The organism is Azohydromonas australica DSM 1124 (assembly GCF_000430725.1).
Taxonomy (GTDB): domain Bacteria; phylum Pseudomonadota; class Gammaproteobacteria; order Burkholderiales; family Burkholderiaceae_C; genus Azohydromonas; species Azohydromonas australica.
This window is the reverse complement of record NZ_KE387215.1, coordinates 124,055-145,955: the sequence shown is the minus strand read 5'-3', so window position 1 is coordinate 145,955 and position 21,901 is coordinate 124,055. Positions and strand designations below refer to the sequence as shown.

Annotated in this window: 24 protein-coding genes and 1 pseudogene; 12 read left to right on the top strand and 13 right to left on the bottom strand. The window is 65.6% G+C overall.

Annotated elements, in window-relative coordinates; all coding sequences use genetic code 11:
* The first annotated feature begins 99 nt into the window (after nucleotides 1–99).
* Nucleotides 100–1,332 (top strand): hypothetical protein, encoded by a 1,233-nt coding sequence (locus tag H537_RS50075; protein WP_051244487.1) that lies wholly within the window; start codon nucleotides 100–102, stop codon nucleotides 1,330–1,332.
* Between the two features lie 565 nt (nucleotides 1,333–1,897).
* On the top strand, nucleotides 1,898–2,896 hold the full coding sequence (locus tag H537_RS0136810) for an AcrVA2 family anti-CRISPR protein (protein ID WP_029001865.1): 999 nt from the start codon (nucleotides 1,898–1,900) through the stop codon (nucleotides 2,894–2,896).
* A gap of 123 nt (nucleotides 2,897–3,019) precedes the next feature.
* Here the strand turns inward: H537_RS0136810 and H537_RS0136805 are convergent, their stop codons facing one another.
* Complete coding sequence (locus tag H537_RS0136805; protein ID WP_029001864.1) at nucleotides 3,020–3,346, bottom strand: hypothetical protein; 327 nt, start codon at nucleotides 3,344–3,346, stop codon at nucleotides 3,020–3,022.
* A gap of 600 nt (nucleotides 3,347–3,946) precedes the next feature.
* Here H537_RS0136805 and H537_RS55235 point away from each other — a divergent pair.
* Nucleotides 3,947–4,102, top strand: coding sequence for a dodecin domain-containing protein (locus H537_RS55235; RefSeq protein ID WP_211235141.1), 156 nt, complete (start codon nucleotides 3,947–3,949; stop codon nucleotides 4,100–4,102).
* Between the two features lie 127 nt (nucleotides 4,103–4,229).
* Here H537_RS55235 and H537_RS47750 read toward each other — a convergent pair whose 3' ends face one another.
* From H537_RS47750 to H537_RS53955, 3 genes and pseudogenes are all read right to left on the bottom strand, one after another.
* Nucleotides 4,230–4,568: a DUF4148 domain-containing protein gene (locus H537_RS47750; RefSeq protein ID WP_169517167.1), complete on the bottom strand. Its 339-nt coding sequence runs from the start codon at nucleotides 4,566–4,568 to the stop codon at nucleotides 4,230–4,232.
* A 315-nt stretch (nucleotides 4,569–4,883) separates the two neighbouring features.
* The gene (locus tag H537_RS53960) at nucleotides 4,884–5,207 is read right to left on the bottom strand and encodes a HigA family addiction module antitoxin (RefSeq protein WP_029001863.1); all 324 of its coding nucleotides are present in this window, start codon (nucleotides 5,205–5,207) and stop codon (nucleotides 4,884–4,886) included.
* A gap of 11 nt (nucleotides 5,208–5,218) precedes the next feature.
* A pseudogene (locus tag H537_RS53955) lies at nucleotides 5,219–5,392 on the bottom strand (type II toxin-antitoxin system RelE/ParE family toxin); the annotation flags it as partial.
* A gap of 400 nt (nucleotides 5,393–5,792) precedes the next feature.
* Between H537_RS53955 and ligA the strand changes: the two are divergent.
* Nucleotides 5,793–8,054, top strand: a complete 2,262-nt coding sequence (ligA, locus tag H537_RS0136780; RefSeq protein ID WP_051244510.1) for an NAD-dependent DNA ligase LigA — start codon at nucleotides 5,793–5,795, stop codon at nucleotides 8,052–8,054.
* A gap of 285 nt (nucleotides 8,055–8,339) precedes the next feature.
* Here ligA and H537_RS47745 read toward each other — a convergent pair whose 3' ends face one another.
* From H537_RS47745 to H537_RS0136745, 6 genes are all read right to left on the bottom strand, one after another.
* Entirely contained in the window at nucleotides 8,340–9,200 is an 861-nt protein-coding gene (locus tag H537_RS47745) for an HNH endonuclease (RefSeq protein WP_238446943.1), read from the bottom strand.
* 415 nt (nucleotides 9,201–9,615) lie between these two features.
* A complete protein-coding gene (locus tag H537_RS47740; protein ID WP_238446942.1) occupies nucleotides 9,616–9,924 on the bottom strand; it encodes a CHRD domain-containing protein in 309 nt (102 codons plus the stop codon).
* Nucleotides 9,925–10,143: 219 nt separating this feature from the next.
* Nucleotides 10,144–10,518 (bottom strand): hypothetical protein, encoded by a 375-nt coding sequence (locus H537_RS0136760; RefSeq protein ID WP_029001860.1) that lies wholly within the window; start codon nucleotides 10,516–10,518, stop codon nucleotides 10,144–10,146.
* A gap of 183 nt (nucleotides 10,519–10,701) precedes the next feature.
* Nucleotides 10,702–11,013: a hypothetical protein gene (locus H537_RS0136755; protein ID WP_029001859.1), complete on the bottom strand. Its 312-nt coding sequence runs from the start codon at nucleotides 11,011–11,013 to the stop codon at nucleotides 10,702–10,704.
* Between the two features lie 163 nt (nucleotides 11,014–11,176).
* Nucleotides 11,177–12,196, bottom strand: a complete 1,020-nt coding sequence (locus H537_RS53950) for an AcrVA2 family anti-CRISPR protein (RefSeq protein WP_156902174.1) — start codon at nucleotides 12,194–12,196, stop codon at nucleotides 11,177–11,179.
* A 49-nt stretch (nucleotides 12,197–12,245) separates the two neighbouring features.
* Nucleotides 12,246–12,695, bottom strand: a complete 450-nt coding sequence (locus H537_RS0136745; protein ID WP_029001857.1) for a hypothetical protein — start codon at nucleotides 12,693–12,695, stop codon at nucleotides 12,246–12,248.
* A 247-nt stretch (nucleotides 12,696–12,942) separates the two neighbouring features.
* Here H537_RS0136745 and H537_RS0136740 point away from each other — a divergent pair, with 247 nt between their 5' ends.
* From H537_RS0136740 to H537_RS47730, 7 genes are all read left to right on the top strand, one after another.
* Nucleotides 12,943–13,278: a hypothetical protein gene (locus H537_RS0136740; RefSeq protein ID WP_156902173.1), complete on the top strand. Its 336-nt coding sequence runs from the start codon at nucleotides 12,943–12,945 to the stop codon at nucleotides 13,276–13,278.
* Entirely contained in the window at nucleotides 13,279–13,659 is a 381-nt protein-coding gene (locus H537_RS53945) for a hypothetical protein (RefSeq protein WP_156902172.1), read from the top strand.
* A complete protein-coding gene (locus H537_RS0136730; protein WP_156902171.1) occupies nucleotides 13,656–13,877 on the top strand; it encodes a hypothetical protein in 222 nt (73 codons plus the stop codon). The genes H537_RS53945 and H537_RS0136730 overlap by 4 nt, the downstream gene beginning before the upstream one ends.
* Complete coding sequence (locus H537_RS53940; protein WP_156902170.1) at nucleotides 13,870–14,034, top strand: hypothetical protein; 165 nt, start codon at nucleotides 13,870–13,872, stop codon at nucleotides 14,032–14,034. The genes H537_RS0136730 and H537_RS53940 overlap by 8 nt, the downstream gene beginning before the upstream one ends.
* Nucleotides 14,035–14,145: 111 nt before the next feature.
* A complete protein-coding gene (locus H537_RS47735; RefSeq protein WP_029001853.1) occupies nucleotides 14,146–14,796 on the top strand; it encodes a hypothetical protein in 651 nt (216 codons plus the stop codon).
* A 14-nt stretch (nucleotides 14,797–14,810) separates the two neighbouring features.
* Nucleotides 14,811–15,779 (top strand): YqaJ viral recombinase family nuclease, encoded by a 969-nt coding sequence (locus H537_RS0136715; protein ID WP_029001852.1) that lies wholly within the window; start codon nucleotides 14,811–14,813, stop codon nucleotides 15,777–15,779.
* Nucleotides 15,776–17,083 (top strand): recombinase RecT, encoded by a 1,308-nt coding sequence (locus tag H537_RS47730; protein ID WP_043461753.1) that lies wholly within the window; start codon nucleotides 15,776–15,778, stop codon nucleotides 17,081–17,083. The genes H537_RS0136715 and H537_RS47730 overlap by 4 nt, the downstream gene beginning before the upstream one ends.
* Before the next feature lie 180 nt (nucleotides 17,084–17,263).
* Here H537_RS47730 and H537_RS47725 read toward each other — a convergent pair whose 3' ends face one another.
* Nucleotides 17,264–18,529, bottom strand: coding sequence for a PQQ-dependent sugar dehydrogenase (locus tag H537_RS47725; protein ID WP_051244485.1), 1,266 nt, complete (start codon nucleotides 18,527–18,529; stop codon nucleotides 17,264–17,266).
* A gap of 804 nt (nucleotides 18,530–19,333) precedes the next feature.
* Here H537_RS47725 and H537_RS0136700 point away from each other — a divergent pair.
* Nucleotides 19,334–19,885, top strand: coding sequence for an RNA 2'-phosphotransferase (locus H537_RS0136700; protein ID WP_029001851.1), 552 nt, complete (start codon nucleotides 19,334–19,336; stop codon nucleotides 19,883–19,885).
* A 206-nt stretch (nucleotides 19,886–20,091) separates the two neighbouring features.
* On the opposite strand, the gene H537_RS0136695 is transcribed toward H537_RS0136700, so the two are convergent.
* Nucleotides 20,092–20,445 (bottom strand): hypothetical protein, encoded by a 354-nt coding sequence (locus H537_RS0136695; RefSeq protein WP_029001850.1) that lies wholly within the window; start codon nucleotides 20,443–20,445, stop codon nucleotides 20,092–20,094.
* Between the two features lie 233 nt (nucleotides 20,446–20,678).
* Nucleotides 20,679–21,827 carry an IS5 family transposase gene (locus H537_RS0136690; protein ID WP_051244483.1) on the bottom strand — a complete coding sequence of 383 codons (1,149 nt, stop codon included), beginning with the start codon at nucleotides 21,825–21,827 and terminating at the stop codon, nucleotides 20,679–20,681.
* Nucleotides 21,828–21,901 lie beyond the last annotated feature (74 nt).

Sequence of the window (21,901 nt, the reverse complement as noted above, 5' to 3'; positions counted from 1 at the left end):
TGGCAGGGCTGCAGGCGCACGGCACGGAGCCAGTCGGGACGGCGCAGCGCATTCGGCGAGATTCAGGAACCTCCACTCGGGAAGGCAAGGGAGCGCAGCGTGGCCAAGTCTGGATTCTCGAACGCCGCAAACGTCGCAGCGTTTTTCGCCTATCTCAAGCAGAGTGCCCCAAGCGAGGGCGCCACGGCGGCCTGGCTCGCCGACCTGGAACGCCAGGCGCTCGCCAAGCGCACGGTATGGAGAGACGAGGCCGAGGCTTACGTGCGGGGGCTGGCGGCTGCTGGGAAACTATCTGCTGACGCGGCCGCTGCCTGCCGTGATCGCCTGGGACAGTGCCTTGGCAGCGAACCAGCCAAGCGCGAATTGCTGTTGCCGCTCGCATGGATCGCCGCCGTTTCAGCGGCAGCGGTGAGCAGGCGAACGATGGCCGAGGATCTGCTGATGCCCGCCGTGCCGGGGCTGCTGGCTGCAGCAGTGGGGTGGTGGTGGACCTACACACGGCCATGGATGCAGCAGCGCAACGATCCGCGGCAGCGCCGTTGGGAGCGGCCGATTCTCTGCACAGTTGTCGCGGCGGTGCTGGCCGGGTTCACCTACTTCGTCCCAGGTGTTGTTGGCGAAGTGATGCAGGAAGTCTCCATCCGCCGATTCCAAGCCGACCATGCCGCCCTCAAAGCAGACCCGACCGGCTTCCCGATGTTGCGCGAGCTCGCTCGCGAGCATTACGGAATAAAAGTGGTGTTGGGCGACGCGGGCCAGAGCTGGGCGACCACCTCGGTGGCACTGCCGAATGCCTCCCCGGCCTCGATGACTCTACACCCAGGCTACTGCCATCTGAGCATGAACCGGGCGAACGTGTTGCGTATCTTCAAGCCTGCCGGCCACGTGAGCGAAGCGGTGTGGATACAGGGCGTGATGCTGCATGAGTTTGCGCACTGCCTCGATGGATCGCGGGACGCGCCTACCTTTTCCCGAAGCACCGTGGGAACACGATCACTTGCGCCTTCCGATGCCGTACACGTCAAGGACCTTGAGGGCTGGCTTGCGGCCGGCGAACTCCCAGCTACGCAGCTCTGGCGTGAGGCCGTGGCCGATGTGATGGCAGTCGGCTACTGGCGGCTGGCAGCACCAGGCAATGCGCATGATCTGGTGGCCAGCCTGCGGAAAAAGCGCAGCAATGCGACACACGACACCGCGCACGCAACCATGTGCTGGATCGACTTTGCTGCACGCGCTGAGGCGCCGTCATCGCTGGCAGAGCTGTTTGCCTGGGCTGATCGGCTACGGACTCAGGCGCCGTGCGAACTGTCCCAACGGCGGGAACCAACCTGAGTGCAGGGCCGCCCAAGCCCCTGAGGGGCGAGCCCCGACCTCGGCCACGGCCTCGCTTGCAAGTGCCTGATGTGCAAGGGAAACCGACATCTGCGCAGTTAAGTCTGCAAATTGGCTTTGAAAAAATGCCCTGAGATTACTGACGTTATCCGAAGCCGAAATCGCTGCCTAGCGGCGATCCAAGTGCGTCTGCGCCGGGCGTGCACGGGGAAGACGAGGCCCATGCAGGCCACAGCGAGCCCAACGGTCAACCGCGCTGCGGTTTTCCACAACGCGCTCGCTGCCCAGCCGGGCAAGATGCGCGACGTGGCTTGCGGGAAGCAGCTGCACTTCGTCGATTGGTACAACCTCACAGGCCCCGGCTCCGCAAGGACCGGGGCTTTTTTTGTGCCGGCCGGCGCACGTGGGAAGTGCCTCACCCAAGAGCCCGCTGCAAGGACTGCAGCCACCGCAGTGGCTGCCTTGCCAATGTCATGGCCGGCATGTCAGTTGCCTAAACACGAAAATGACCACTGTCTCTTCCGTACAGGTCAAGCCGTTGTTGGCGCGCTGAGCGGATGGCGCCGTGCCCATCACCGACGACAAACGGACCTGCCGTCCGCGCGAGATCCTGCTGGCTCTTGGCCGACGCTATACCGAGGCGTGGAAGGTCTGCGACGAGTTTCGCGCCAGCAAGGGCGCCCGCCTGCCCGATTGGCCGCACTGGTGCTACCTGCCCCTGCCGGGGATGTACGCCGTCGTGAGCAACGGCCAGGACGCGGAGCTGACTCCGCAGCAGACACTCCAGGTGGAGCGGCTCGCCGCACTCGCTGCCTGGAGGTTGACGCAGGGTATCTACAGGTTCGACCCGGCCGTGTTCGAGGCTGTTGCTCATACCCCCGTCACGGGAGATCTGCCGCACGAGGTCTTGTTCCGGCTGCCCGAGTGGTGTGTCTACGTCGAGACGCCTGGCTTGTCCCATGGGGCTCAGCCGCTGCACGGCTTCTTCGCTCATCTGGACGCCACCCTCGACACTGGAGCGGCCCAGTTGCGGCTGCTGCTCGATGCCGAGGATGCGCTGGATCCACTGGCACTGCCCCTCGGGCCGTGGCCGCTGGGCGAGTCCATTGCACGCACGCTGGCCAGCACCGGCAGCGATGCCGTACGGCATGCGACTGCTGTCGCTGGATTGCGCCTCGTGGTCGAGCCGCTCGTGTCGCTGCTGCTGTACCTGTGCAGCCAGGCCGCCGAGATCGGTGACGGCAGCCATCGCCCCGGCAACCCGGTGCCGAAGAAGACCAAGCGCGGACCACGCATGTTCCAGGCCGAAAGGCCGACCGTCTGGGACGTGGGTGTGCGCTTGGGAGCCGCCCTGCGCCGGGCCTATCAAGCCCAGCAGCTACGCGACCCCGGCCACGACAGCTTGCCTGGCCTCAAGCCGCATGTCCGCCGTGCGCACTGGCACGGTTTCTGGAGCGGCCCCAAACAAGGCCTGCGGCGCTTCGACTTGCGCTGGCTGCCCCCAGTTGCCGTCAACGTTGAAAGCTGGGACGAATTACCGTCGACGGTAAGAACCGTGCGCTGAGACAGCTTGGACCTTCCATAACGCCACAGCCTGCCGCCAGGAAATCGAGCCCGGTACATGCAAGCAGGCTGCCAATTGGAGGTCGTCGTTTCCGTAGCTGGTGCTGGTACACAGGCCCGGCTGTCAAGGCATGACGCGCTCGCTCCACTGGCTCGAGATGATGCGCAGGAGCTTTGCGCCTATCTCCAAGTCCGAGCCGGCCATGCTGGTGGGCAACTGGACGTGATATCGCGGCTGCACGACCAGGACGCCCCCGTGCACGTAGGCCAAGCCTGGCGCGCGACGTCTGGACCTTGAGCCCTTGGGCAGGGGTAACTCAATGCCGGCAAGGACGCAGCCATCGACGCGCAGGGCCGCGCGCACGTCGTCCCCTGACATCTCGGCGTCTGCGCTGACGATCACGTATTCCAGGCCGTTCACGGTCCACTCGACCTGCTTCGGTGGCTTCATTGCGCACATCCTCAGGGCTGGCACCCAGCGACTACCGCATCGGGTCGTGGCTATTCAGCACATCAAGCGCCTGCCGTAGCCACTCTTCAAAAGCGGCCGTGGCATGGTCGGGCACGTTGGTCCCGGATTTGCTGAACTGCTGCCATGGGCGAGAGGGGCAACCCCAAAGGATCGGCGCCATGAAAACCCTCAAGCAAAGCGAACAAGAGATATGGAGCGATGGCTTCGCTCATGGACAAGCGCTCTCGGACGTAGTCGGGGTATGTCCATACCCGCACGGCTCAGCAGAAGCCGATGCCTGGCTGGATGGCTGGTACCAGGGCGCTCTCAAGACGGACGGTCTGAGCTTCCGGGATGGCCCGGTCACGGAGCCCGGTACCAAGCTGGTCTGGCAGGACAAGCCCAGACACCCAGGGCACGCCAGGCATGGATATGCCGCTACAGCGTGCGGCGGACGCTGCGCATGAGTTCCGGATGGCGCAGCCTCGGCGCCGTACGGCCCTCAGCCGCATGGCGGGCGGGGCCGTGAGTAGCGGCACTATTTCGCTATCGCAGATCCAGGCCAGCGGGCTGGGTCACTGCCTCACTAGAGTGCCCTTCATGGAAACGCGTGGCCATGTAGTCGATGGCCGCATCGGCCACCACCAGGTGACGCTCAAGGCCGGCTTCAGGTTGGCGACTGAAGAGAAGGGTGGGAACAACGCTGGTGACAAGCAGGAGAAAGGCGCCATCCGTATCGTCGCCGGCAGGGCCTGAAAGCACCGCAGCCCTCTCGCCCAAGGTCGCTACGGCCGGCTCAATAGGCGAGGGACCTCGTCCACGAGTCTCAGGCCGGGATGCGCAAGCCCGGCGCGGGGAGCATGCCGCACCGGTGCACGCCGGTTCAGTCGCCAGGACCATAGCTTTCTTGCAGGCGCTGCAGCTCACCGCTGTCGCGGGCACGACGCAGTTCGTCCTTCACCTCGGCGCGAGTCTTGCCGCCCTGCATGGCCGGAGCACCCCTGTCAAAGCTGCGGCCGGCAGCACCCGCTGGGGTGGCAGCCTGGTTCGTGTTGCTCTCCCAGCCGTAGTAATCGCTGTTGAGCCTTTGCAGTGAGCCATCGGCACGTGCGCGTTCGACCTCAGCCTTCACCTCGGCACGCGTGAGCGGCCTCTCCTGCGCCCAGACTGCTGTGGAGGCCAGTGCGGCGGCCAGCGCCACCATCGAGATGCAGAGCTTCATGGACATCTCCTCGCCGGTCTCTACATGAAACCGGATGCAATCACTGTAGGAGGCTGCCACGGAAATAGACCCAATCAGGCGGTGGAAGTAGGGATACGCAGCTGCCGCCTGGCACCGTTTCGAAGTCTGTGACCCAGCAGCCCGCGTGCGGTCAGGTTGGTCAATGCAGGCCCGCGGTCAAAACGCCACGACGGCGTCTTGCTGTGCTCGACACGGTATGGCTGCGCTACGAGCCAGAGGTGGAAAAAACGTGGTCTGCCCCGCCGGTCGTGACACCCTGGCGACTTCTGGTCTGGAGCAACACGAGAGGCCCATTCAGCTTGCGGTGCCCTCGCGCCGCGGCGCCGGGCGCACATTCAGCGGCACGTCCTTGAAATGCTGTTCGGCCTGCCAGTGGTCATAGGCGGCCTGCACGGCCAGCCACACGGCAGCGTCACCGCCACGGTCCTTGCCCAGCCAGGCCTCGATGCGCAGCGCCATCTCAGGCGAAATGCTCGCACGACCGTTGAGCACCCGCGACAGCGTGGTGCGATCCACGCCGAGCTGTTCGGCGGCTTCGGTCACGCTCAGTCCCAGAGCGGGCAGCACGTCGTCGCGCAGCGTCAGGCCGGGGTGAGGGGGGTTGAACATGCGTGCCATGGTGTCAGTCCTCAGTGGTAATCCTGGTAATCGACCAGTACCGCATCGGTGCCGTCGAAGCGGAAGGTCAGCCGCCAGTTGCCGCTGACCGAAACGGCCCAATGGCCCGCAAGCGAGCCCTTGAGCGGGTGCAGCTTCCAGCCGGGCAGGTTCATGTCTTGTGGGGCACTGGCGGCGTTGAGCCGTATGGCGCGCGTTGCGCACCAAGTCTAGCCGCGCCTTGGCACAAGCCTGCTGCACCGCCTCAGCCAGCCAAGCTGGTTCGCGCTCGATCCTGGGCCGCATCAGCGCAGAGAATTGCGCTAAATCTCAGCCGCCTGTGCCACGCCGGGCTTTGACGCCAGAGCTTCTCGTCTGGCTGACGTGCTGCGCGGCATGTTTGGTCAATGGGCTGCACCGGTGCGGCCGTCATAGCGGGCACGCTGACCGAGCGTTGAGCATGGGTAGCCAGAGGCATACCGCGATGGGCATCTCTCGGTTCAGGTAGCGGCGTTGCTTGAAGTGGCTCCGGCCCGCGGCAAGATCACGGAAATTGCACTGGTGCCGTTGTTACGCAAACAGCACAACGTTCTCAAGAAAACCTTCATGTCTGATCCAATTTCCTCCCAAGGCGCACGTCGTGCGCGCACCGTGCTTGCCGACACCGCTTCCCGTGCTGCCGAGTTGCGCCGGCAACTGCATCACCACGCCTACCAGTACTACGTGCTGGACGCCCCCGAGATTCCCGACGCCGAGTACGACAGGCTGTTCCGCGAGCTGCAGGTGTTGGAGGAAGCGCATCCCACACTGCGCACGCCTGACTCGCCCACGCAGCGCGTGCTGGGCCAAGTGCTGCCGGGCTTCGCGCCAGTGCGCCACAAGGTGGCGATGCTGAGCATCCGCACCGAGACCGACACCACCGCCGAGGGCGCGCGCGCCTTCGACGCCCGCGTGCGCCGTGAGCTGGCGCTCACCGAGGCCGATGCGGCCATCGAGTACGTGGCCGAGCTGAAATTCGACGGCCTGGCGATCAACCTGCGCTACGAGCACGGCGTGCTGGTGTGCGCCGCCACGCGCGGCGACGGCGAGACCGGCGAGGACGTGACGCAGAACATCCGCACCATCGGCCAGATCCCGCTGCGGCTGAACGGCGACGCGCCGCCGGTGCTGGAGGTGCGCGGCGAGGTCTACATGCGCCGCGACGCCTTCAACCGGCTCAACGAGCGCCAGCGCGAGGCGGGCGAGAAGACTTTCGTGAACCCGCGCAACGCCGCCGCGGGTGCGGTGCGGCAGCTGGACCCGGCCATCGCCGCGAAGCGTCCGCTGAGCTTCTTCGCCTACGGCTGGGGCGAGATCGTCGGCTGGGATGCCATGCCCTCCACCCAGGCCGGCGTGCTGGAGGCCTTCGAGCAGTTCGGGCTGCCGGTGAGTGGTGAGCGCACGGTGGCGCAGGGCGCGGAGGGGCTGATCGAGTTCCATGCGCGCATTGCCGCGGCACGCGACGGGCTGCCTTTCGACATCGACGGCGTGGTCTACAAGGTGAACGAGCTGGCGCTGCAGCAGCGCCTGGGCTTCGTGACGCGTGAGCCGCGCTGGGCGGTGGCCCACAAGTACCCGGCGCAGGAGCAGGTGACGACGCTGCGCGACATCGACGTGCAGGTGGGCCGCACCGGCAAGCTGACGCCGGTGGCGCGGCTGGAGCCGGTGTTCGTGGGCGGCACCACGGTGACCAACGCCACGCTGCACAACGAGGACGAGATCCGGCGCAAGGACGTGCGCATCGGCGACCGGGTGATCGTGCGCCGCGCGGGGGACGTGATTCCGGAGATCGTGGGCGTGGTGCCCTCGGCCTCGCTGGACGCGGCCCGGCTCGAAGGCGCCGGCGCCGAGGCGCTGGCGGGCGCTGCGCTGGACGTGCTGGAGCGCCAGCCCGACCCGGCCGCGGTGGCCGAGGGCACGGCGGTCGAGGCGGCGGAGCCGGCCGTCAACCCGAACGACTACCCGGGCCGCAGCGAGCCCTTCGATCTCTACCAGCGCCTGGGCGGGCACTGCCCGGCCTGCGGCAGCGACATCACGCGCGAGGAGGGCGAAGTGGACTGGCGCTGCTCGGGCGGCCTGTTCTGCCCGGCGCAGCGCAAGCAGGCGGTGCTGCACTTCGCGGGCCGGCGCGCGATGGACGTCGAGGGTTTGGGCGACCGGCTGGTGGAGCAGCTGGTGGGCGAGGGGGACGAGCCGCCGCTGGTGCGCACGCTGCCCGATCTCTACAAGCTGGGCTTCACCGCGCTGGTCGTGCTGGAGCGCATGGCGGAGAAGAGCGCGCAGAACCTGCTGGACGCGCTGGAGAAGAGCAAGCAGACGACGCTGGCGCGCTTCGTGTTTGCGCTGGGTATCCGGCACGTGGGCGAGCGCACGGCGCGCGATCTGGCGGCTTATTTCGGCTCGATGGACCGGCTGATCCGGGCCAGCGAGGAGGCGCTGCTGCAGGTGCACGACGTGGGGCCGGTGGTGGCGCACAGCATCCGCACCTTCTTCGACCAGGCGCACAACGTGGAGGTGGTGGAGCAGCTGCGCGCCGCCGGTGTCACCTGGACGGAGCACGAAGGCCACCAGGCCGCGCCGCCGGGGCCGCTGGAGGGCAAGACGGTGGTGGTCACCGGCACGCTGCCCACGATGACGCGCGACGAAGCCGAGGCGCTGATCGAGGCCGCGGGCGGCAAGGCGGGCAAGTCGGTGTCGAAGAAGACGGCCTACGTGGTGGCGGGCGCCGACGCGGGCTCGAAGCTGGCCAAGGCGCAGGAGCTGAACATTTCGGTATTGGACGAGGCAGGCCTGCGGGCGTTGCTGGCCGATACCACGGATGAAAAGTGATTGGTGAACGCCTCCGATCCTTGGGACCCTGAAGGTTCTGGAAGAGCCCGCCCACCAGCCGCAGGTGCAAGGCGTCTGCGGTTCGCGGGATGCTTCGATGGTCGTGCGAAAGCGCGCATGAGGGTCTGAGCTTCGCCAGCGCCGCAGCTTCCGTCAGATCCCGGGTCTGGGGCAAAGGAGATTGCAGTGCCGCGACCGTATAGGTGTGGCTCCGAACTTTTGATGCATGCCCAAGATGTGCGATGGACCGTGTCCGGTTCTTTGGATCCCGGCCCCAGGCCGGCTTTACGCTTTCAAGAAACCGTGTTGCCGTGCGTGCCAGGCGAGGAAGGCATCGTCGGGCTTGAACTTGCTGGGCGAGTGGATGCGCTGGCCTTCGTAGCGCAACAGGGCTTCGGTTCCGAATCCCTGCTTGATATGCCGGCGCAGCGAGTCTGACACCCGGACAACGAGTTCCCCGGGCATCACGGTAATCAAGCCCTTGTCGAAAGCCCGGTCGTGCAGGGCCGACAAGCAAAGACCGTTGCGAGGGTTGAGGCGGTTGCGATGATCAACAGCCCAAGGAACAATGTGACTGGCATTGAGTAGTCGAGGATCGTCCAGGCCGGTCATGCAGCAGCGGCCGCTGTAGCTGGCAAGTACGGCACGCCGGAACCGAGCCTGATCCAGACGGATGGAAAGCCAAGCAGGGCGGCTGCGACCTTCGCCGAAGTTTGTTTCTTCCCATTCAGGACCCAGGTCATCCGGCACAAGGTCTTCGGCTTGCAGGATGTCCACTCCTGCGCCAGCGGCAAAGTGCTCGAACGCCTCCGCAGCCTGATGCAAGGTTTCATCACAGGAAGTCAGGAACTCGCTCCACACCGCCTTGTCGAGGGCTGAACTGCCGGCCAGTCCGGTGCGCCCTGTGGACGTGATTTGTGGATCCAAGCTGGCAAGATTGACAAGCTTCATGGCCACTGCCGAGGGCGTGCGGCCCATCCAAGTGGCGAGCGCACGGATACGTGGATGACGGCTGTCCAACTGGCCGAAAGGCAACTGCACATAGAGATGCAGTGCTGCCAACACCTGCTGCCTGGTCCACCTAACGCCCGATGCCATGTTTGCTGCTTTTGCTCCGCCACGATTCAAGCAGAACAGATGGTACAAGCGCCACTCACCGCCCCCCACCAGCACCGAAGGGCTGCCCAAGCGACCTGCAATCAGAACGGCGAGCCCGGCCGCTTGAGCGCATTCAGAGCCCCGTGCAGGTTGTAGCCCGAGACGCGCTCGCCGGCATCGGCACGCTGCACCATCCGTGCAGCCCAAGCCCGCTCCCGGCTGGTCCTGGGCGCCACCGGGTGCAGGTACCTGCGCCGGATCCCGGCGGCGCACTGGGCCTGCTTCGTTTGAGCTTCGCACGGCATGCCGGTGCCGGCGCGCTGGCGCAGAACTCACGAAAGCGGGTAGCAGTGGGCGGCTCGTCCGGGTCCGCCAGCGCGTACTCCACGGCCTCGGGCCAGTAGGCCTTGGTGCGAGCCTCTCGGTCATGCGCAGTACACGCCGCCGCGCCCGCTCGCCCCGCTCAGGGCTTGAGCTGGGCGCGCACCTCTCCGCCCTTGTTGGCAGCGCTGTGCACGTTCACGTACAGCTCGCCGGCCTGGTAGGCCTTCATCTGTTCCGGCGTGAGCTTGGCGCCGGCAGGCACACTCCACGTGCCGGCGTCGCCCTTGGTCAGCGGGATGATCACCGGCCCATTGGCGCCCGCGGCGCCGTGGTGGATGTGGGCGGCCATGCCGTCCACGCCGGTGGTCTTGACGCTGCCGCTGACCGTGCCGTCCGCTGCCACGTCGATTGTGCCGCTGCCGACGGCCAGGGTCTGTACCGGCGGCACCTCCTACTCGCCGGTGAGCTTGACCTCGCCGGCCCACGGTGATCCAGTCACCGCTGCCATGGTCATCGTGAGGGCAGCGCGCAAGGTGCAACGCTTCAGGTCCATGGGCTCTCCTCTTGGCGTGGTTACGGAAAAGGCCATGATGCGCCGCCGTCCCAGCACGCTCGTAACAGAGTCGAGCGCGAAACCCGTGGGGCCTGGGCTGGGGCATCCGGGTTCTCAGGAGTGCGTGACCAGCGCGCGGGCGGCGTCGATTTCGGCTGAGTTAAGGGTTGGGTGCCGTTCCAGCACGCGGCCCAGCGCCGCGGCCAGCTCGTCGGCGCGGGCCTTCTCCTCGTCGAGCTGGCGCAGCAGCTCCGCGTGCCGCTCCTTGAGGTCCGCCAGTTCGGCGCTCACGTTGCCCGGGCGCACGTTCATCTCCAGCGCCATGAGCGCATTGCCCAGCGCCGCAGCCCGGTCGCGGTACTGCAGCCCGAGCGTCGGCGAGAGCCCCAGGCTGCTCGCGCACGCCTTGGCCTGGTCCTGCGCGGTCGTGGCCACGGCGACCAGCGTGCTGAACTGCTCCTCGAACAGCATCACGGTGATGACGTTCATCGGGGACCTCCACTGCATTCAAGTGTCCTGGGCACCGAGCAACGGGTGGAAGCCGGTGCCAGCCGCTGGGTGGGCGGCGGCGAGGCTGGGGAACCCCTGCGGCACGGCTACCAGAACGGCAGGGCAAGGGTGGAAACAGCCTACCGCCTTTGCCCGCCTCGGCACTGCGGCAGCCATGGCCTGTCAACGCACGGTGCGCTTGGTCCAGCCGCTTGCGGCGATGCGAGCGAGCTTGGCGCCGACTTCCATCGGCATGCTGTTCAGATCAGCCCTGGGCAGCTGCACCCGATACCGCTCCTGCAAGATGAACAAACCTTCGCGCGCCCAAGCCAGATCAGGCGGTCGGTACTTCACTGTTGCCGGATCGAATTTGGGGCTTGCTCCCTTGGGCACCGGTCCCTCCTTTGGAGACCGTTCCAGGAGAGCCAGGACACGGCCATCGAAGTGCAGCGCGGCGTGCACCTCGTCCTCGGTCAGATCGTCATCCGCAGTCACTTGTCACGCCGTCCATGCAGTCTACGATCCATTCCACCTGGGGCTGCGGTTCCTTCATTGTGCGTGCTCCTGTCAGCAATGGGTCTATCGCAGCAGGCCCCGTGCGTCCACCGCCAGCGGCAGCCCGGCTCCGGTCACCAACCCGCTACAACATCCCAGAACGTCAGTGTGGCCCGTTGGAAATGCGGTATGTCTTGTCGATGTGGCCGCGTCTTGGATTGCCGACGATGGCGTCTTTCACCACGACGGCCTTTCCAGACTTCAGCCGCCGCAAGTGGCTGCGCCGCAGATGCTGCCGCGGACTCTCGCGCGTTCCCATTGGCCCTCGTGCTGCTCCTTCCTCGTCCTCGTCGTGGCGGCGGAACTCCAGGATGTGGGCCTCGTAGAAGGGCGGTTTTTTGCGCTCCGCGCGCCGCTTGTTCAGCTTTTCCGGCGGCGTGAGCGTCTTCGTTCCCGTGTTGGCGGCATTGATAAAAAGAAGAAACGCCAAGGCCGCATTCATGGCGGTCGATAGTGACGCCCTGAAATAAGCCTGTGCCTGCACAGTGCCTACACGTTCCTCGACCAAGTCACAGAGTTCGGGCAATGCAGGCCAATACTGAACGCGTCCAATGGCATACCCTCTTTTCCTGGTCTGTCCGCCCAACTGAAGTTGAAGCAGTTCAGTCGCACGCACGTACTCGTCTATTGCTTCCTCTGGAGGCGCAACGGTGATAGATATCTTGTCAAAATCCAGAGTCACGGTCGCATATGAAGGCGCCCACTCTCTTGTCTCATCGTTGTAGTGCTGCGGCCAAATGGTGATGCCACGTTTAGCCTCCGGGGCGACACCTGGATGATGCTGTCGACCCAGTGAGGTTTCGAACAGCAGGATGATATCGCGAGTCGTGGCATGGACATCTTCGGGAAGTTCAATGGAAGGCTCCTCATCTGACTCCATCGCGGGAAACTCCAATGCCACCACGGGGTAAGGCAACACCAGCAGGTCGACGTAGCTTTCGTCCAGCGTATTGATATCCAGGACGTTCCCGCCGGGAGGCAAGTTGAATTTAACTGCTCGGTGCATCAACTGGGTAGCGGCCACAACAGCCTGTGCTGAGATAGGCCAGCCATTTCGCGCCATCCCTGGAGCAACATAGCCATAGTCCTCGATGGCATGCGTGCAGTAGTTCAGGGGGTCCATACGGCAATGCGCCTTGGGCGAGTTGCGAAAGGAATAGCGTCTGCGCTGGCTACCGCTGTGTCAAACGACTTCGCCCCAGCGCATCAAGTGCGAGCCGGAGGCTGTACCCGGAAACTCGCTCGCCGGCTTGGGCACGCTGCACCATGTCAGTGGCCCAGGCTCTCTCTCGACCCGCCCTGGGAGGCACCGGGCGCAGGTACTTGCGCCGGATCTCGGCGGCACGCTGCGCTTGCTTGGGTTGCGCATCCGCGCGGAAGGATGGTGGTGCAGTGCTGCACAGATCGCGGAAGTGAGCAGCGGTGGGCGGCTCGTTCGGGTCCAGCAGCGCCAGCGCGTGCTCGATGATTGCGGGACGGTCGGCGTAGCCGGCCAGCTCGCGCGCCCAATCCGTTTTCACAGCCTGCAGGTCCAGGTCCTTCCAACGGGCCAGGAAGGCATGGCCGTAGCGCAGCGTAAGCCGGTCGAACAGCGCTTCAATGAACTCGGCGCGGGGTGACATCTGCTCTCCGAAGCGATCTTCGCAAATAGCGAATCACTGCAAGAATAAAAGCTACAGAAAGCAGAATGCGCATATTCCACCAATAACATCATGGATTAGCAGAACTGGTTGGCCTCAGTTTGTTCTTGTGTTGGTAACCCGGAATATAACAAATAGAGACGAAATAGATAGTGGCTAGACCTAAATTATGAAGGAGACGGAAGTATAATCTCTCCATGCACCAGGGCAGGTGCAGCAGGAGATGGAAATGGTTGACTTTGATTTCTCTCCCTCCATCTACAGCTTCAAGAGCACCTTCGCTGGCATCCCGGTCGAAATCCAATATGAGATCGAAGTCAATGAGGACCATCGTGGCCGGGACGTGGTTGTCATCCCCACGACTTGCGTCATCGGCAGCCACGAAGTTGACCTTTGCGAAGACGCCGGTTTCTTCCACCCGGAGCAACTGAGAATCTGGTTGGCGCAAGCCGAAGCCGACCACGAAAAGGTCGGCGAAGATGATGGCGAGCCTGATCACTTCTTCCTGCGCGAAGCAGAAATCTTCCTGACCGCTCGCGACAGCTACATCCCCGCGAGGTTCTAAATGGAAAGGCTCTGCATCCAGCGGAGCCCGTGGCCCCCGGCGCGGGGCCATGCGGCGGCACCCAGCCAAACGCTTTTTTCTGATCGCCTGCATTTCGGCTATTTCGGATTCGAGCCCGGCCCGTACTACCTGGGAGCCAGCGGGCGAACCCTGCATCACGACAACGTACCGAACCCTGGCGGCATGGTGGCCGTGGTGCCAGTCCTCGCGAACGCCCATTTGCTCAAGGCCGCACCGGACCTGTTTGCCGTTGCCCAAGCCCTGACGGCTCTGCCTGCCCTGCGCACCACGTCCGACGCCGAAGCCCTGGCGGCGCGGATCGCGGTGCTGGTGGAAGCTGCGCATGTGGCGGTGGCGCGTGCTCTGGGAGCGATGGCATGAGCACGGCTCTTCACCGCTCAGCCATCCATTGGTTGGCAGCGCACCGGCCCACGGACCCCACCGGGCAGCAGCGGGTCGATGCGCTGATCCGCGAGCACGAGGCCGCATGTGTGGCCGAGGAAGCCGACGACCCGACGTGCCCGGCGTGCGAGTACGGGCATGTCTGCCTGCGTGGCGGCGGCTGCCCGGTGCGCGAGAGGGAGGCACGCCATGCCTGATCTGCACGACACCAACGAAGCCTTGGCCAAGCAAGCCATGGCCGATGCCTTTGCCTGCACTCGTGATGGCCGCGCCCGGTCCTTCCCCTGGGACGTGCTTGGTTTCATCGCCGGTCTGCTGCTGGCGCTGCTGTCCGCGCCCTTCTTTCCGTACTGAGTCCCCTGGGCCTTGGCTGGCGGCCCTTCTTGCCGGCCCGCTTCTGGAGTACCTGCCATGTCGCAACTCGGTCCTGCCATTGGCAACCGCTTCACTGACGCTCACAGGGCCATGCTCAAGCCGCATCTGCGCGAGAGGCTGAGGCAGGCGTCCTTGCGCAGAACGCCGCTGGGCACCATTGCCACTGGAGCGGACGGGCGGCAATCGTTCGTACCGGGTTACGTCTGCCCGGACGGCGCGACCACGGCGCAGACCACGCCGCCCGCCATGCCGAGCTCCGTATTCCGCCCTGGGCAGCGAGTGCGGGTCGATGCCTCCGCCGACGACTTGTTGGAGCAGGACCTGAACCCGTTCGAGCCCGAAGAAGCCGCTGCCCTGGCCGGCCGTGAGGGGATCGTGGTCGAGCACTCGGGCTGCGCCTCGCTTGGGCTCGTGCTGGTAATGCTGGACGGCGTACCCTGGGCCTTCATGCCGGCATACCTGGCGCGGGTGTGCCCAGCCGAGGGTGACGATGAACTGGCCGCCATGGCAGGCGAGGGGGCCGCCACCGCTTTCGATCCCTACAGCGAACCGCTGGCGCTGGGTGACACGGTGCAGGGCATGGACGGCCGTGTGGGGCGCGTGACGCTGGTGGAGCTACAGCGCCTGGGCGTCGTGTTCGAGCGCGGCAGCACATGGTGCGGCGACATGAACTGGCGCGCCTCGTTCCAGCTGCTGGTCAAGGCCGGCGCCTGGAACTGCCCCGCCGGCTGCCCATTCTGACGCCGGGGCCGGACATGCAAACCCTGAGTGTCATCCCGCCCGAGCGCGACCGCAGCCAGTGGCTGGGCGGCGCCGACATCGCGGCCGTGCTGGGTATCTCGCCCTGGACCACACCGCTGCAACTGTGGGAAGCCAAGACGCGGCCCGGCGCGGCGCAAGTTGCAGCCACCGGCGTGAAGCGCCGCGGTGTGCGCTGGGAGGGCGCCGTGGCCGAGATGCTGGTGGATGAGCTGCAAACACGCGGACATGCCGTCGAGATTGTGGCAAGCAACGTGCGCTACCAGGACGCCGAGCACGCCTTCATGGCCGCCGAGATCGACTTCGAGGTACGCCTGGACGGCGAGAAAGAAGTCACCAACGTGGAGCTCAAGACCGTGCACCCCTTCAAGCTGCACCTGTGGGGGGTCACGGGCAGCGACAACCTGCCGCTGCACTACCTCGCGCAGGCCACGTGGGGCCTGGGCGTCACGCGCCGGCGCCACGGCATGGTCGCCGCACTCTTCGGCGCCGACGAGCTGCGCAGTTACCCCGTGGAAGCCGACGCCGAGACTATCGGCGCCATCCGGGCGCGGGGCCTGGCGTTCTGGCGCGACCACGTGCTGCGGCGGCTGCCGCCTGCGCCCACCACGCTGGAGGACTTGGCACGACTCTTCCCGCGCGAGGGCGATACCCCGGCGCTCATGGCCGACAAGGAACTGACCGCCAAGGTGCTACGGCTGCGCGCGGTGCTGGCTGAAGCCAAGGCCCGTGAGCTGGAGGCCCAGGCGCTGGAATTCGACGTCAAGCGCGCCATGGGCGACCACGGCGAGCTGCTGCTTGCGAGCGGCGCCCGGGCTGTGGACTGGAAGCAGCGCAGCGGCTCCTATATCGACGAAACGGCCCTGAAGAAGGCGCACCCGGCCATCGCGCGCGAGTTCACCCGCCGTTGGGAGGCTCGCGTGTTCACCGTCAGAAGCTTCGACGCGAAGGAGTGCGAAAGATGAGCACGCAAACATTGAAGGCCGTCGCCACCGGCCAGGGTGCCGCCGAGCGGGCGCCGACCATCTTCGACTTCCTGGAGCACGCCAAGGTCAGGAAAGGCATCACGGCCGTGGCGGGCAAGTACCTCAGGGCCGAGCGCATGCTCACGCTGTGCGTCAACGCCGTGAAGAAGACGCCACGGCTGCTGCAGTGCGATCCGCAGTCGGTGCTGGGCGCCATGATGACGTCCGCCGCCCTGGGCCTGGAGCCCAACACGGCGCAGCAGCAGGCCTTCCTCATCCCCTACAAGAAACGCGTGCCACCTCCGGACGGCTCCCGGCACTGGAATGACGTCTTTGAATGCCAGTTCCAAATTGGGTACCGCGGCTTCATCACGCTGGCCTACCGTTGCCCGCATGTCAGAAGCCTGCAGGCCGAGGCCATCCACGAAGGTGACTTCTTCGAGCACATGCAGGGCAGCGAGACTTTCCTGAAGTACCGCAAGAGCCTGCGCGAGCGGGGGCTGCTCATCGGCTCGTTCTCGCACGTCCACTTGGCCAGCGGCATCGAGCTGGCCTGCGTGCTGCCGCTGGAGGACATCCTCAAGGTCCGTGCCCGCAGCGAAACGTACAGCGCCCTCGTGCGGGCAGTGGATGCGGCAGAAACCACCAAGGAACGCGCAGCGGCCGAGCGGCGTCTGGCCGAAACGCCTTGGGTGGCGTGGGAGGATTCCATGGCATCGAAGTCGGCGGTCAAACTGCAGTGCAAGGGGCTGCCGCTGGCGGGCAACGACGCGCTGGCGCTGGCCGCCGAGATCGACAACCGCAGCGAGGCCGGCGTGCTGGACCTGGGCGGACTGGCTGACCCCGACGCCGTGCGCGCGGTAGTCGCGGGCGACGCCGAGCCGCCGGCGCTGCAGCCACCGCAGGAGCCTGATATCGATCTGGGCGCGATGCCGATGCACGCCGGCAGGGTGGAAGTGCCGGTTGCCGCTGGGGCACCCGCGCCTGCACAACCCGGCGAGACGGCCCCTGCAGCGGCTGCCGCATCTGCCCGGCCGATGGCGCCACCGCCACAGGCCCGCCGCGGCTTCGATGTCGACGCCTTTGCCGAGCAGATGCAGCGCGCGGCCGACAAGGGTGACGCCGAAACGCTCGATGCCCTGGCCGAACAGCTGCGCGACGTGCTGGACGAGGACCTGCGCGGCACGCTGAATGCCTTGTATCAACGCCTGCGTGCAGGGTTGGCCGAGCACCAGCCGCGTGGCATGCAAGCTTCAAGTACCGCGGCGCCGCTGCCGCGACGTGCTCCCAGGACTGCGACCTGAGCGGTCGCAAGGTCTGAACAGCTTTCAGGGCGACCGGCAGGGTGGGTGCTTTCTCCTCCCTCCCTACCTCAATTCCCATCCCGCGCCGCTTCAGGCGGCCGCCCTTTTTCTTACATGCCTGGTCGGCGGCCGTGGTGCCGCCAGCCAGTAGCAGCCACCTATGCCATGCCGCCCGACCCACTACCGGGCGATGCGCAGGACGCGGCCATTGGCTTCGTCGGTCAGCAGTAACAGCGCGCCGTCGGGTGCCTGCTGAACATGGCGAAAGCGCTCGCCCAATCCGGCGTACATGCGGGTGCGCGATACCACACGGCGGCCCTCAATCACCACGCGCCACAGTTCCTTGCCACCCAGCCCGGCAATGACCAGGTGGTTCCTCCACTCAGGAAACATGCGCCCGTCACAGAACGTCATGCCGCTGGGAGCGATACGCACCCGGCCCCAATGCGTCACAGGTTGATCCAGCCCGGGCGCGGAAGTGCTGCCGCCCACCACGGTACAGGTGTCCACGGGCGTGCCGTACTCGCAGCCATGGGAAATCCTGGGCCAGCCGTAGTTGTGGCCTCGCTCAATAAGGTTGAGCTCGTCGCCGCCTTGCGGTCCATGCTCGCTGCTCCAGAGCTCACCGGTAGCCGGGTGCAGCGCCAAGCCTTGCGGATTGCGGTGGCCAAGGGTCCAGATCTCGGGCAGCGCATGTTCGTGACCGACGAAGGGATTGTCTGCGGGCACGCTGCCGTCACGGTTGATGCGAACGATCTTGCCAAGGTGGCTGCTCAGCCACTGCGCCTGCCCGCGCAGTTCGTCGCTGCGACCTTCGCCCAGCGTGATGAAAAGCTTGCCGCTGCCCGCCAGCAGCAGCCGCGAGCCATAGTGATACTTGCTGATGCTCAGCAGGTACTTGGGATACGCGCGAAAGATGACGTGGAAGTCGCGCAAGTCGTTGCCCACCAGCCGTGCCCGGGCGACCGCGGTGCCAGCTCGGTTGAATTGGTCTCCCGTCCCGTGTTCGGCATAGCTGAGATACACCCAGATGTCGCTGCCTTGCGTGTCCACCGCCACGTCCAGCAGGCCACCGTGACCGGCGTTCTGGATGCGTCCAACCGGAACGCCACTGACCGTGCTGATTCGGCTGCCGTCCGCGCTGACATGGCGCAGCCGGCCAATGCGTTCGGTCACGAGCATGCTGTGGTCGGGCAGGAAGGCTAAACCCCAGGCATGGTCGAGGCCGCTGTGCAGCGTGCGCGCTGCCGGTAGCGCTTCTGCCTGGACCTCCGCGAGCGCCTGGGGGCTTTCAGTGGCCGCTGCGCCGTCGTCGCTGCCACCACAGCCCGGCAGCATGGCCGCCAGCCCCACTGCGCCGCCCGCGCCGGCGAGCCGATGCAGTGCTTCGCGCCGCGAACAGTTGACGAGGGGCCCGGGCGCATCCGCATGAAGATCCTTACGCATACCTACCTCTCAATCGTTTCAAGAGTAAGACGGTGGACACTGCAGGACGGCGAGCTCGCAAGCCTCCAGCAGATGAATCCAACAGGCTCAAGACCAAACGGCAAGCCGCTCAAAGGTGCAGTCGCGATGCGCGACTTGAAATGGTTGCCTGCGGCGGTGACCTATCGCACTTGCTGTGCCCTATGCGTGAATGACCGAAAGGTGGCCGGCAGGGGGCGAGCCACAAGAAGGGGCGCAAAGGGGAGGGGGTTTGAGGAAAATGCCGGCCCATAAAAATGGAAGCAGACGCTTCTCGCGCTTTGATTTTGGCTTCCCGGGCGAAGGCTTGGCTGTATCCAGTGGTGTGTTGCACCGCACCATTCAGTGAAGCGCCTGAGCCCCACGCCGCGCAGAAACGCAACGCGTTGTGCAGGCAACGCCAGCTCATCAGTCCATTGAAGTAGTCTGTTGTTGACAGACGACTTTCCCATGCCGCCTTGGTTGACTGCCATCGAGAATGACGCCGTTCATGTTCCCTGCGCCGCGTGTCGTATTGGCGGTGGCGGCAAGAGCGTTCGTCCCGCAGGACCCACCAAAGCCGGATGGGTGAGCGCGAGCGTCCTGATCGGTGCAGACGCCGGGCCACGCCGCATGAGCAAGGAGCGTCGCCGTGATCGCTGCCCGGGCGACAAGCCCATTCCCAATGCGCTCGCAGCACGTATCGGAACGGATTGCGTCAGGTGGGCACCGGCTGTGGTACCGGGCGACCGAGCAGGCACGCCCCTCGCCCAGGACCGGCAACGGGTCATCTGGCCAGAGGCAGGCGTGAGCAACAGCAAGCTCGTCCAGACCAGCAAGTTCCTGAGCTTCGTGCTGCGCCACCAGCCCGAAGCTATCGGCCTGACGCTCGACACCGACGGCTGGGGCGACGTGGACGAGCTCATCGCCGGCGCGGCCCGGCAGGGGCGGCAGCTATCCCGCGAACTCATCGAGCAGGTCGTTGCCACCAACGACAAGAAGCGTTTCGAGATCTCGGCTGACGGCCAGCGTATCCGAGCGGTCCAGGGCCACTCGACGCGCGGCGTGGACCGCCCGTTCGAGCCGCGGCAACCGCCCGACGTGTTGTTCCATGGCACGGCGTCGCGCTTTGTCGCCGCGATCAGCCGAGAGGGCCTCAAGCCGGGCTCACGGCATTACATTCACCTTTCGACCGACGAGCAGACGGCTCGCTCCGTTGGCCTGCGCTACGGGCTGCCGGTGGTGCTCGTGGTGGACGCCGCGCGCATGCACGCGCAAGGCTTTGTTTTCCACCGGGCGGAGAATGGGGTGTGGCTCACGGCCAGAGTGCCGCCGGCCTTTATGCGCCGCCTTGGGTGAACAAAGTCACCCGGCAGCATGCCCCTGCCGTTCTTCACAAGTGTGCTGCTGTGCCCGCAAACATCCGACGACGGCTCGGCAGTGGAAAGCGCGTTCGGACTGGAGCGGAGCGGCTTTCAGCCAGCGGCCGGCAATGTGGCGGCGCGCGTGATCGAGTGGGCCTACCAGCCGCTCGGGTCTGGAGTTGGCCCCAGCGGCCGCTGCTCCTACTCCTGCGAAGTCAAGGCCGTTGGTGCAGTAACGGCCTGCGTGCGCGGAGACAGCACCAGCGTCGGATGCTCGCCGGCTGCCAGCAGCATCAAGGTCCAGCGCCAGTTATTGAGCCTGCGCGGCGTGCCTTTGCGGTCCGAGTTGCGTTCGATCTCACTCACGGCTTGAGCATCGTTGAGCCCGACGATGCCAGCGGTGTAGTCCAGGGTCCAGCCCATGCGCAGCCGAAGTTCGCGCACCTGCTCTCCCGTGGGTTCAGGCAGCTCGGGATAGACAGGCGCAATGACGATCTTGGGTCGGCCACGCTTGGGACGCTCAGGCAGCGTGCTGGCATCGCTGGTCGCAGACATGGTGAGGCTCCTCCGGGTTCAATCGGCGCCGATGTTAGGCGCTACCCCAAGGCGCTCTCTTCAGCCCATTCACGTACATGGCGGGCGTCATGCCGCGTCGCCGGCACCCACAGAACCCGCAGCCGAACTTGCCGCCATCGGCGGCGCAGTCGCCTGCGAATGCATCCATTTCTGCGTGCCGCGGCAGACAGGCCAAGTGCTGGCCTGTCGAATCTAAGAGGGTGTTGAATAAATCAAACGGTGCGAGTGAGGCGCGATGCGAGCCGGCAGGCATCCGCGAGCCATACCCATGCACGGCTGATATCCGCACGCCGGTCGTGATGCATCACCAGGCGTCGCCAGCGCTCGTTCCAGGCGTGGGTACGTTCGACGATCCAGCGAATGGGTAGGACGACGAAGCCTTTTGGAACGACAGAAGGCTCGGCCGGTGCGGCGCCCTCGCTGTGGAAGACATAGGCGTTGCCGTTGCCCGGATGACGTACGACCTCCACATCGAGTCCATGGGCTGCGCGCAGCTGTTGCGCGCACCGACCTGAGTAGGCCCCATCGACCCAGAGCTTTTGCAGCGTAGGGTGGTTGTCGCAGGCCTGGGCAGTGACAGCGGGTGCGCCGTCGCGGTCCTGAACACTCGCGGCCGTGACGGTGACGGCCAGCACCACGCCCAGCGTATCGACAATGATGTGGCGCTTTCGGCCCTTGACCTTCTTGCCCGCGTCAAATCCTGCTTCGCCACCCTGCGGCGACGAGCGGTTGGATTGCGAGTCCAGTACCGCACCAGTCGGACCGTGGTGGCGCCCCAAGCGTTGTCGCCACTGCTCGCGCAGCCGGTCGTGCATCGACTCGAAAAGGCCCATGTCGGCCCAGCGCACGAAGGCCTTGTACACGGTGGTCCAGGGCGGGAAGTCCCGCGGCAGTAGCCGCCAGGCGCAGCCCGTCCTGAGCACGTAGCAACACGCATCCACCAACGCCTTGCGCTCGAACTTGCTTGGAGCGCCGCGCGTATGAGGTTCGCGCTCGAAGAGATCAGCGACCAGCTCCCATTCAGCCGGGGTGAGAGCGCAACTGTACGGGGTTACTTCTGCCTCTCGCCGGTGCGCCTCGGTATAGCCATAGCGTGCGGTCTTGCCGCGTTCTTTCGGTACCGCACGACGCGTAGGCTTGACACGTTTGATGCCCTCTACTGCCAAGGCACGGCGGATCGTCATGGTGCAGACCTCCACGCCGCAGCGCTGTTGCAGCTGCTGCGCTAGCCCATCCAGCGTCATGCCCGTATCGGCCATGGCCAGTTCACACAGCAGCTGAACATGCTCAGGCTTCAGCGCCGGCGGCCGTCCCGCGGATCGCTTCTCTTTGGCCTCTGGCTCATCGTCGCGCCGTCCCATCTATGCCTCCTACCCCGCAGCATCGCCTACCATGAGGTGTTCGGCAAACTATTTATTTATTCAACACCCTCTTA